The organism is Streptomyces aurantiacus JA 4570 (genome assembly GCF_000414115.1).
GTDB lineage: Bacteria > Actinomycetota > Actinomycetes > Streptomycetales > Streptomycetaceae > Streptomyces > Streptomyces aurantiacus_A.
In genome coordinates this window covers 104,674-114,594 of record NZ_AOPZ01000069.1, presented here as the reverse complement: position 1 = coordinate 114,594, position 9,921 = coordinate 104,674, and the positions used below count along the sequence as shown (strand labels likewise).

At 74.2% G+C, this 9,921-nt stretch carries 9 protein-coding genes and 1 pseudogene; 4 read left to right on the top strand and 6 right to left on the bottom strand.

Translation table 11 applies throughout. From position 1 onward, the window contains the following. The 3 genes from STRAU_RS09700 to STRAU_RS09690 form a co-directional block, all read right to left on the bottom strand. Positions 1-554, bottom strand: a 554-nt coding sequence (locus STRAU_RS09700) for a response regulator transcription factor (RefSeq protein ID WP_037658409.1), incomplete at its 3' end; no start/stop codon positions are given. Continuing rightward, entirely contained in the window at positions 551-1,948 is a 1,398-nt protein-coding gene (locus STRAU_RS09695) for a sensor histidine kinase (RefSeq protein ID WP_016640099.1), read from the bottom strand. The genes STRAU_RS09700 and STRAU_RS09695, both read right to left, overlap by 4 nt. 699 nt (positions 1,949-2,647) lie before the next feature. Next, positions 2,648-3,850 carry a geranylgeranyl reductase family protein gene (locus STRAU_RS09690; RefSeq protein ID WP_037658407.1) on the bottom strand — a complete coding sequence of 401 codons (1,203 nt, stop codon included), beginning with the start codon at positions 3,848-3,850 and terminating at the stop codon, positions 2,648-2,650. A 161-nt stretch (positions 3,851-4,011) separates the two neighbouring features. Here STRAU_RS09690 and STRAU_RS09685 point away from each other — a divergent pair, with 161 nt between their 5' ends. Then, on the top strand, positions 4,012-5,367 hold the full coding sequence (locus STRAU_RS09685; RefSeq protein WP_016640097.1) for a dipeptidase: 1,356 nt from the start codon (positions 4,012-4,014) through the stop codon (positions 5,365-5,367). Between the two features lie 456 nt (positions 5,368-5,823). Here the strand turns inward: STRAU_RS09685 and STRAU_RS09680 are convergent, their stop codons facing one another. Further along, complete coding sequence (locus STRAU_RS09680) at positions 5,824-6,159, bottom strand: hypothetical protein (protein WP_016640096.1); 336 nt, start codon at positions 6,157-6,159, stop codon at positions 5,824-5,826. A 28-nt stretch (positions 6,160-6,187) separates the two neighbouring features. Here STRAU_RS09680 and STRAU_RS09675 point away from each other — a divergent pair, with 28 nt between their 5' ends. Continuing rightward, on the top strand, positions 6,188-6,469 hold the full coding sequence (locus tag STRAU_RS09675; protein WP_016640095.1) for a helix-turn-helix domain-containing protein: 282 nt from the start codon (positions 6,188-6,190) through the stop codon (positions 6,467-6,469). Position 6,470: 1 nt separating this feature from the next. Here the strand turns inward: STRAU_RS09675 and STRAU_RS09670 are convergent. Beyond that, positions 6,471-7,531 (bottom strand): annotated as a pseudogene (locus tag STRAU_RS09670) (NUDIX hydrolase). Between the two features lie 362 nt (positions 7,532-7,893). Between STRAU_RS09670 and STRAU_RS09665 the strand changes: the two are divergent. Next, complete coding sequence (locus STRAU_RS09665) at positions 7,894-8,226, top strand: STAS domain-containing protein (protein WP_158692053.1); 333 nt, start codon at positions 7,894-7,896, stop codon at positions 8,224-8,226. 117 nt (positions 8,227-8,343) lie between these two features. Further along, positions 8,344-8,511 (top strand): hypothetical protein, encoded by a 168-nt coding sequence (locus tag STRAU_RS44900; RefSeq protein WP_472980050.1) that lies wholly within the window; start codon positions 8,344-8,346, stop codon positions 8,509-8,511. 103 nt (positions 8,512-8,614) lie between these two features. Here STRAU_RS44900 and STRAU_RS42905 read toward each other — a convergent pair whose 3' ends face one another. Then, positions 8,615-9,868: a nucleotidyl transferase AbiEii/AbiGii toxin family protein gene (locus STRAU_RS42905; protein ID WP_016640091.1), complete on the bottom strand. Its 1,254-nt coding sequence runs from the start codon at positions 9,866-9,868 to the stop codon at positions 8,615-8,617. Between the last annotated feature and the right edge of the window lie 53 nt (positions 9,869-9,921).

The window sequence follows — 9,921 nt, the reverse complement described above, 5'->3', positions numbered from 1 at the left end:
GTGAGCGGGCTGACGACGAGACGGCGGGCGATCTCCTCGTTGGACAGGCCGATGCCGACGAGGGCCATCACCTCCCGTTCCCGCTCGGTGAGCTCGCCGAGCGTCCCGGCGGCCGCGGGCTCCTTGGATCGCGCGGCGAACTCCGCGATGAGACGGCGCGTCACCCCGGGCGACAGCAGCGCGTCCCCGTCGACCACCGCCCTTACCGCGCGCAGCAGTTCCTCGGGCTCGGTGTCCTTCACCAGGAACCCCGAGGCGCCGGAGCGGATGGCCTCGAAGACGTACTCGTCGAGTTCGAAGGTGGTGAGCATGACCACCTTCACGCCGTCCAGGCCCGCGTCGCCGGTGATGCGACGGGTGGCCTCCAGGCCGTCGAGCAGCGGCATGCGGATGTCCATCAGGACCACGTCGGGCCGCAGTTGGCGCACCAGGCGCACCGCCTCGTCCCCGTCCGCCGCCTCGCCCGCGACCTCGATGTCCGCCTGGGCGTCGAGCAGCGCCTTGAACCCTGCACGGACCAACGACTGGTCGTCGGCGAGCAGTACGCGGATCACTGGTCCTCCTGAGGTGCGGTGTTCTCTGCGGACTGCGTGGCCACCGTGCGGGTGGGCAGGACCGCCGTGACGCGGAAGCCGCCGTCGGGGCGCGGGCCCGCCTCGATCGTGCCACCCAGGGCCGCGGCCCGCTCCCGCATTCCGGCCAGACCGTTGCCGCTGCCGCCCGCGTCGGCGCCGGTGGCGGGCCCGTCGTCGTCGACGCGCAGGGTCACGGCGTCGGGTGCGTGGTGCACCAGGACGCGGGCGTTCCGGGAGCCGGAGTGGCGTACGACGTTCGTCAGGGCCTCCTGGACGATGCGGAACGCGGCCAGATCGGCGCCGGGCGGCAGGTCTGCGCGGCGGCCTTCGGTGGCGACCGTGACGGTCAGGCCGGTGCTCCTGGCCTGCTCGACGAGCTCGGGCAGGCGGCCGAGGCCGGGGGCGGGGGCGCGTGGGGCGGCGCCGGGGGCGCGCAGGGTGTCCAGGACCTGGCGGACCTCGCCGAGCGCCTCCTTGCTCGCGGACTTGATGGTGGTCAGGGCGGTGCGGGCCTGTTCGGGGTCGGAGTCGAGCAGGGCCAGGCCGACGCCCGCCTGGACGTTGATCACGGAGATGCTGTGGGCGAGTACGTCGTGCAGTTCCCGGGCCATGCGCAGCCGCTCCTCGTCGGCACGCCGCTTGGCCGCAAGCTCCCGCTCGGCACGTTCCTTGGCCCACTGTTCGCGGCGGGTGCGGGCCAGTTCGGAGACGGCCGCGATCGCCACCACCCAGACGGCGACAACCACTTCCCCGCCCCAGGAGCGGGCCCCGTCGCCGCTGGGGGGCAGATACCGGTACAGCCAGTGCGCGACCAGCAGGTGCCCGGTCCACAGCATGGCGACGGCGCCCCACGCCGCGTACCGGTGCCCGGCGACGATCGCCGCGAAGCAGCCGACGGCGACGGTGATGAGGACCGGGCCGTACGGATAGCCGGCGCCGAGGTAGACCAACGCGGACCCGGCGGCGAAGTACGCCACGGGGACCGGGTGCCGGTGCCGGAGGAGGAGCGACGCCGTGCCCGCGAACAGCAGCGCCCGCGCGAAGCCGTCGACCGGCTCGCGGTCGGACTGGCCGCGCCCGGCGAACGTCGTGCCGACCTGGACGAAGAGGGTGAGCAGCGCGGTGGTGAGCCAGGGCAGACGGCGCGCGGCCGCGTCCCCGAGGCGCCACCACGGCGGGCTCTGACGCCACCACGGCGGGCCTTGACGCCACCACGGCGGACCGCCGCGCCAGGACGGCGGGCCCTCCTGCTCCGGCCCCTCCTGCCCGGACGGCGGGCCTCCCCGCCAGGACGGCGGTCCCGGGCGCGACGCCGACGGCCCGCTCCCGGCTCGGGGCGGACCGCCGCACTTGCGTCCACGCTGCTGTTCCATGCCCGTCACGCTAGACCGCGGCCCCGGTGACGGGCGTCCGCCAGGCGTGGCGATCAGGCGTACTCCCGGTGGAGTACGGGGCCCTCCCCCCAGGGGCGGGGTGTCCCGGCGGGCAGGCGGCAGGACCGGGGCAGTCCCGAGGGCGGCAGGACCCGATCACCCCGCAGACGGCAGGGCCGGGCGGCCCGGGGGGGGCGGCAGCACCGGGTGCCCCGAGGGACGGCAAGGGCCGGACCGTCCCACGGACGGACGGATCCGGACCGCCGCGCGGACGGCAGAGCCGGGCGGCTCTAGGGGCGGCGACACCGGGTGCCCCGAGGAACGGCAAGGGCCGGACCACCCCCCGGACGGAGCCGAATCGCCGCGCGGACGGCAGGGCCGGGCAGCCCGGAGGGCGGCGACACCGGGTGACCCGACGGACGGCAAGGGCCGGGCCCCCGGGACGGACCGGACCACCCCCCGGGACGGAGTCGGCGCCCACGGACGGAGCCGGACCGCCGCGAGGGCGGCAGGGTTCGGCGGCTCGGAGAGCGGCAGCACCGGACCTCCCGCCCACAGCTGAAAGCCAGTGCCCCCTCGGCAGCGGGCGGCGGTGGCCGGAGCCAACCGCTCCGGCCACCGGCCCGGCCGGTTCAGCTTCCGGTCGACCCGGGTCAGGTGGCGGGCGGGCCAACCCCGGCGCCGCGCGAGCCGGTTCGGCTAGCGGTCGAGGCGGCTCAGTGCCCGGCCCGCCAGCGGATGCGTCCGCACCAGCTCGGCCAGCGTCGTCGAACCGCGGGTGATCTTCGCGAACGCGTTCCACGCGGGGCGGAAGCTCGTGATCGCCGTGTGCAGCAGGCCGGGGCGGCGCTCGAAGACGCCGAGCATGCGGCGGCCGACGCTCATCTCGACGCCCAGGCCCGCCTTGATGGCGAACGCGTAGTTCAGGGCCTGGCGGCGCGCGTCCACCGCATCGTGCGCCTCGGCGATCCGCACCGCCCACTCCCCCGCGAGCCGCCCGGAACGCAGCGCGAACGAGATGCCCTCACGAGTCCACGGCTCGAGCAGCCCCGCCGCGTCACCGCACACCAGGACGCGCCCGCGCGACAGCGGCGAGTCGTCGCTGCGGCAGCGCGTGAGGTGGCCGGAGGAGATGCTCGGCTCGAAGCCCGCGAGGCCGAGGCGGGCGATGAAGTCCTCCAAATACCGCTTGGTGGCGGCGCCTTCACCGCGCGCGGAGATCACGCCGACGGTGAGGGTGTCGCCCTTGGGGAACACCCAGCCGTAACTGCCCGGCATCGGCCCCCAGTCGATGAGGACGCGGCCCGCCCAGTCCTCGGCGACGGTCTCGGGCACCGGGATCTCCGCCTCCAGGCCGAGGTCCACCTGGTCGAGCTTCACGCCGACGTGCGCCCCTATGCGGCTCGCGCTGCCGTCGGCGCCGATGACGGCTCGGGCCAGGACGGTCTCGCCGCCCTGGAGGACGACGGCGACCGTGCGCCGGTCGGGCACCGCGGGGCCGTGCTGCTCGACGCGCGTGACCGTGGCGCCGGTGCGCAGCTCGGCGCCCGCCTTCTGCGCGTGCTCGACGAGCTGCTGGTCGAACTCGGGGCGGTTGATGAGCCCGAACAGCATGCTTCGTGAGCGGCGGGTGCGGGCGAACTTGCCGTCGAGGGAGAACGTGACGGCGTGCACCCGGTCCTGGAAGGGCAGCTCGAAGCCCGGCGGCAGCGCGTCGCGCGAGGGGCCGATGATGCCGCCGCCGCACGTCTTGTACCGCGGCAGTTCGGCTTTCTCCAGGATCAGTACGCTGCGCCCGGCCACGGCTGCCGCATAGGCGGCCGAAGCGCCCGCGGGGCCCGCGCCGGCCACGACGACGTCCCACACCTGGCGCGCGTCGTCCGCTGAGTTCTCGCTGCTCACGTTGGTCTTCCGCTCCCGCTCCCGCTCTGTGGCCGCGCTCGCCGCGCTCTCTCCAGGCATCCTACGGCGCACGCTGCCGCGCACCTCCTGCGGGAGGATCACGGCGGCGTGGGAGGATCACCTGCACCCCGTACAACGTCGCACCCACGAGGAGCGTGCCCATGTCCCCGCATCCGATCGCCGAAACCGTCGCCTCTCTCATGCCGAGGGCGAAGGCGGAACTCACCGAACTGGTGGCGTTCAAGTCGGTGGCGGACTTCGAGCAGTATCCGAAGAGCGAGAGCGAGGCCGCCGCGAACTGGGTCGCCGACGCCCTGCGCGCGGAGGGCTTCCAGGACGTCGCGCTGCTCGACACCCCGGACGGCACCCAGTCGGTGTACGGCTACCTGCCCGGCCCCGAGGGCGCCCCGACGGTGCTCCTGTACGCGCACTACGACGTGCAGCCGCCGCTCGACGAGGCCGGCTGGGCCACACCTCCCTTCGAGCTGACGGAGCGCGACGGCCGCTGGTACGGGCGCGGCAGCGCCGACTGCAAGGGCGGCATCGTCATGCACCTGCTCGCGCTGCGCGCCCTCAAGGCGAACGGCGGCGTCCCGGTGCACGTCAAGGTGATCGCGGAGGGCTCGGAGGAGCAGGGCACGGGCGGCCTTGAGCGGTACGCGGAGGAGCACCCCGAGCTGCTGCGCGCCGACACGATCGTCGTCGGTGACGCGGGCAACTTCCGCGTCGGCCTGCCGACGGTGACCGCGACGCTGCGCGGCATGACCCTCGTACGCGTCCGGATCGACACCCTCGAAGGCAACCTGCACTCCGGGCAGTTCGGCGGCGCCGCGCCCGACGCGCTGGCGGCGCTGGTGCGGGTCCTGGACTCGCTGCGCGCCGAGGACGGCTCGACGACGATCGACGGCCTGGACGCCGACGGCACCTGGGAGGGCCTGCAGTACACGGAGGCCGACTTCCGCAGGGACGCCAAGGTCCTCGACGGCGTGGGGCTCATCGGCGAGGGCACGGTCTCCGACCGCATCTGGGCCCGCCCGGCCGTCACGGTGCTCGGCATCGACTGCCCGCCGGTGATCGGCGCGACGCCGTCCGTGCAGGCGGCCGCGCGGGCGCTGATCAGCCTGCGGGTGCCGCCGGGCGTGGACGCGGCCGACGCGACCAAGCTGCTCCGGGCCCACCTGGAGGCGCACACGCCGTGGGGCGCGCGCGTCACCACGGAGCAGATCGGCCAGGGCCAGGCGTTCCGCGCGGACACCACGAGCCCCGCCTACGAGGCGATGGCCGCGGCGCTCAGCGACGCCTACGACGGCGAGCGGATGCAGGCCGCCGGCATGGGCGGCTCGATCCCCCTGTGCAACACGCTGGCCGCCCTCTACCCGGACGCGGAGATCCTGCTGATCGGCCTGAGCGAGCCCGAGGCGCAGATCCACGCGGTCAACGAGAGCGTGTCCCCCGAGGAGCTGGAACGCCTTTCGGTGGCGGAGGCGCTGTTCCTGCAGCGGTACGCGACGAGCTGACCCGGTCGGGCGGCCCCGGGCCGCGCCTCTGCGCACGGCGGGCGGGCGCCAACGGCCCGCCCGCCGCGGCTTGTCGGCGATGACCGCCTCGGCCCGTTTCAGCGCGGCCGCCTGAATGCACGTCAGTTCGGCGAGCACGGCGCGGTCCTTCTCCGAGAGCGACCGCACGAGGTCGCGCCGCGCCGCAATGGCGGACGACGGAAGTCGGCTTTTCAGCGCGCATTCGCCGTCATCTGCGGCGACGTCACGTTCAAGTGCGCGGAATTCCAAATTCTGCGCGCGCTTCTTTGGTTCAGCTTTCTCATACTCCTCACTCAGCTCCTTACGGGCCACTTCGGGCGACGAATAGGGGTGCCCGAGTTCCCTCATACAGGAGCGCCAGCGGCCCAGCGCGGCGACGTATCCGGACTGCCGGGGAACGGCCGCGTCCAGGCGGCCGTTGACCGCCTGCGGCGTTTAGTACATGCGCGCCCAGGCGACGACGTCACCGGCGAGCTTCCCCCGCGCCTGCGCGTCGCAGCCCCGCTGTCCCGCCCGCACCGTTCCGGAGCCCGTCGCGACCTCCGTCCGCGCCTCGGGCGGGCCGGAGAAGGCCAGGTCGAAGCGGCGGCGCCGGTCCGCGTCGAGTTCGGTGTAGTACGGCGCGGGCGGCTGCCCGGACGACGGTGGCCGAGACCCGATGCCGTAGCCGTGCCGGCGTCGGCCGGGCAGGTCGACCAGCGCCTCCGCGTCGTCGAGCGCGGTCGGCAGCGGCGCCTTCCGCGCCGGGTACACGAAGCCGGCCCGCCGCATGCACCGATGCGTCAGCTCGTTCAGGGCCGTGTCCAAGGTCTGCTGGACCGCGGGCCAGCGCCCGGACCTGGTCGCCCTGCTCGGCCGCGCCCGCGCCCTGCTCCTGGAGGCCGCGGCGGACGGCACGTTCACCACCACCGAGCCGGCCCGGCACACCGGCCCGACCCCGTCCAACGCCAGCCGTCACCTCACCGCGCTGCGCCAGGCCGCGCTCGTCTCCAGCCGCCGCCACCGCAACACCACGCTGCACGCGGTCACCGCGCTCGGCACCTCGCTCCTGAACGGGCGGCAGCCGCTGCTGCCCGCCTGACTCAGCCGCCGACCGGCTCCCCGGCCTCCAGGTACAGCGCCGCGCCCCGCTCCCGCGCGCGCAGCGCCCAGCGCAGGCGCTCGTAGCGCACGGGCGGCAGCAGGCGGGCGGCCTCCTCCTCGGTGACGAAGCGCCAGCCGCGCAGTTCGGGTCCGGGCAGCAGCAGCCGCTGCGCGACGGAGCTGTCGAGGCGGCCGCCGTCGAAGAGCAGGCGCATGCCGCCGTACCCGGGCGGAACGGGCGGCTCCCAGTCGGCGACAAGGAGGCGGGGCGTCGTGGTGAGCCGGATGCCGGTCTCCTCGGCGACCTCGCGGACGCCCGCGCTCGGGGGACGCCCGCGCTCGCGGGGGACTCGCCCGGCTCCACCACGCCGCCGGGGAACTCCCAGCCCGCCTTGTACGTCGGGTCGACGAGCAGCACACGGTCCTGTTCGTCGAAGAGCAGCACCCCGGCGGCGAGCGTCTCGGCGGTGGGCTCGGGGGTCTGCACGATGTCGCAGACGGCGGCGGCCCCGGTGCGTACGGCCTCTGCGATGTGCTCGGCCGTCTCGGACGGGCTCAGGTGGCTGTTGTCCACGCGGTGGGCGTCCGCGCCGAGCCAGGCGGCGAGCGCGGCGTAGTACGGCTCGATGTGGTCGAACGACCACTGGCGGACGCGCAGTTCGCCGTCGGGGACGTCCGGGGGGACCTCGCGGCCCGCGATGCGCGCACGCAGGATCGTTTCGTCCGGAGCGAGCAGAACGTGCCGCACGGGTATGCGGCGAGCGGCGAGGCCGCCGAATATCTCGTCGCGGTACTCCTGGCGCAGCAGCGTCATCGGCACCACCAGCACGCCGCCGACCTCGGCGAGCAGCCCGGCCGCCGTGTCGACCACCAGGCGCCGCCAGATCGGCAGGTCCTGGAAGTCGCTCACCTCGGCGAGGTGCTTGGCCGGCAGCAGGTGCGGCAGCGCGCCGCCGATGACCTCAGGGTCGAAGAGCGTGCTGTTCGGGATCAGCTCGATCAGTTCTTGTGCGGTGCTGGTCTTGCCCGCACCGAACGTGCCGTTGATCCAGACGATCACGGTTCCCCCTCTTCTGTTGGCCCCCAGTGGCTTGCCCGCAACACGGTGCCACGGAAACCAGCCGCTGATGAGGGCTGCCGCCCTCACGCCGGAAGGTGCCCCATTATGTCAAGAGCCTTGCGGTAACTTCCCTCCATCGAGTGGCAGGGGTCCCTTGCGAATCGTTCCCGCACTGCGGGGCGGAGCCTTGCCCGATACGGTGATCCGCCAGGCACCCCGGCCCCTGGTGACCTCCTCGTTCCGGTTGCTTCACGGCAGCCGCCCCCGGCCTCGCGCACCGGCCGGGGCCCGCTCTGGGGGGATTAGTGCATCAGGACGAACTGAGCGAATTCGCTTGTGAGATCCCGGAATTACCACCCCGGGTGTACGAGATCGGGGACAACACCGTCGTGGAACTGCACGGCGATGTGGACCTCGTGGCGTTCCAGCGTGCGATCCCCGTCCTCGACCCGGTGGCGGCGGGCACCGCCCGCACCGTCGTGGTCGACCTGACCCGTGCGACGTTCCTCGACTGCTCGGGCCTGTCCCTCCTGATGCGGGCCCAGCGCCGCGTCAGCGCCAGGGGCGCCCGGCTGCGGGTGGTGTGCACGGACCCGATGTCGCTGCGCGTCATGGGCATCACCGGTCTCAAGACGACGCTCTCGCCGGTGGCGTCCGTACGGGAGGCGCTGGCGCGGCCCGAGCCGCAGTCCTGACGGGACCGGCGCCCGGTCCGGCCGCGTCGCTACCGCGAACCGCCGGCCCGCAGGGTCGGCGGCCCCCGGGAGCCGGTCGGCCGACCGGCCGGGGCGAATCGCGAGCCCCTCGGCTGTATGAAAGGGTGGAAACGCGCCGAAACCCGGTGTTTACCGGTGTTCCGGCGCTGTTCCGCCCGTGACCCGACCGGTGAGAGGAGCGCGGCCATGTCCTCGAAGCGACGCCGCAAGAAGAAGGCCCGCCGCAAGCACGCGGCCAACCACGGCAAGCGTCCGCAGTCCTGAGTCGGGCCCGGCGCGACGGGACTCCCTCCCGCCGCGCCGGGCACGGCGTGCCGGACTGCGGGCGCAGCCGGGGGTTCAAAGACAGGGTTTCAAAGACAGGCTCTCAGCCCAACGACTGCTCGAGCACCGCCCTGGCCGACTCGGGGTTCTCGCGCCACAGCCGCCACGCGTCCGTCACGGCGAGGACCCGCGTCATCGCGTCGTCCACACTCAGCGACGCACGCCCCACCGTCTCCCGCAGCACCACCACCGCGGCCACGAAGCCCTCCCGGCCGCTGTCCGACAGGTACGTGAGAGCACGTTCCGGATCCGCCTCGGCCCGCGCCCCGGCCGACTCGACCAACGGCTCCAGCCACCGGGCCCACCGCTCGTAGGACGTCTCCCCGGGGCGTACGGCCTCGGCGACGAGTGGTTCCAAGGCCCGCTCCAGCCGCGCCTCGTACGGCTGGGAACGCGGCTCCACCCATGCGTACTCCGCCGCGAAGTGCTCCCACTCCACGTACTGGCACAGTTCCCCCGCCCAGCCCGGGCCAGGTGGCCGCAGCCCGTCCTCGCCCGCGTGCACGAAGGCAGCGCGGACCGTCTCGTAGTCCAGCGGGGTGTGCTCGGCCAGCAGCACCGCGTCGTAGAGGTCCTTGCCCTGCGGATGCGTGTCGTTGGTCAGCCACAGCAGCTTCCAGGCCAGGGACAGGCCCGGCGAGGCGGCGAGCACGGTGCTGCCGGGGCCGTCGCCGAGCGGGCGCAGCCGGGTGTGTTCGGCCGGTACCGGCATCGTCTCGTTGAAGACCAGGTCGAGCTGGACCGTGCCGCCCGCCGTGCCCGCCGCCGTCCAGGGCAGCAGCATGCGCCGGCCGGGCACGCGGTCGTACGTCCAGATGTCCTCCACGACCGTCCCCGCCGCGTGGATCCGGACCGGGCCTCCGGCGCTCGCCGCCGCCGCGTCCCGTGCGACGTCCCCGAACAGCGTGGCCACGCGGGGATCGTCCAGGGACAGGTCCCGCGGTACGACGACGAAGTCCAGGTCGCCCGGGTCGCGCGCCGCGTCCCCGCACCACGTGGCCATCAACACGCTGCCGCGCAGCACCAGATGACCGGCCCAGGGCCCGCCGGCGATCGCGGCGAGCACGGTGTCGAGCGCCGTGCGCCGGGCGCGGTGCCAGGCCCGTGCCGCATCCGGGTGGTGGAAGCGGGGCTCGCCCGCGCGGTAGGCGTTCGCGAACTGCTTGAGGGCGGGGTCGAACACGGCGGGGTGCTCGATGCCCGCGGGGGCGGGCAGCAGGGTGCTCGGCAGGCTTCTGCGCCGCCGCGTCTCCGGGCCGGGCTCGGCGTGGGGGACGAGGGTGCCGCGGACCCACATCCCGGCCCACGCGGTGTCGTGGTCCGGCTGCGGGGGCCCCGGGGGCGAGGAAG

Bases quoted from the DNA above. Each gene is read 5' to 3' on its own strand.
- STRAU_RS09695 (WP_016640099.1), bottom strand. From the start codon at position 1,948: ATGGAACAGCAGCGTGGACGCAAGTGCGGCGGTCCGCCCCGAGCCGGG.
- STRAU_RS09685 (WP_016640097.1), top strand. From the start codon at position 4,012: ATGTCCCCGCATCCGATCGCCGAAACCGTCGCCTCTCTCATGCCGAGG.
- STRAU_RS09680 (WP_016640096.1), bottom strand. From the start codon at position 6,159: ATGCGGCGGGCCGGCTTCGTGTACCCGGCGCGGAAGGCGCCGCTGCCG.
- STRAU_RS44900 (WP_472980050.1), top strand. From the start codon at position 8,344: ATGAAAGGGTGGAAACGCGCCGAAACCCGGTGTTTACCGGTGTTCCGG.
- STRAU_RS42905 (WP_016640091.1), bottom strand. From the start codon at position 9,868: ATGTGGGTCCGCGGCACCCTCGTCCCCCACGCCGAGCCCGGCCCGGAG.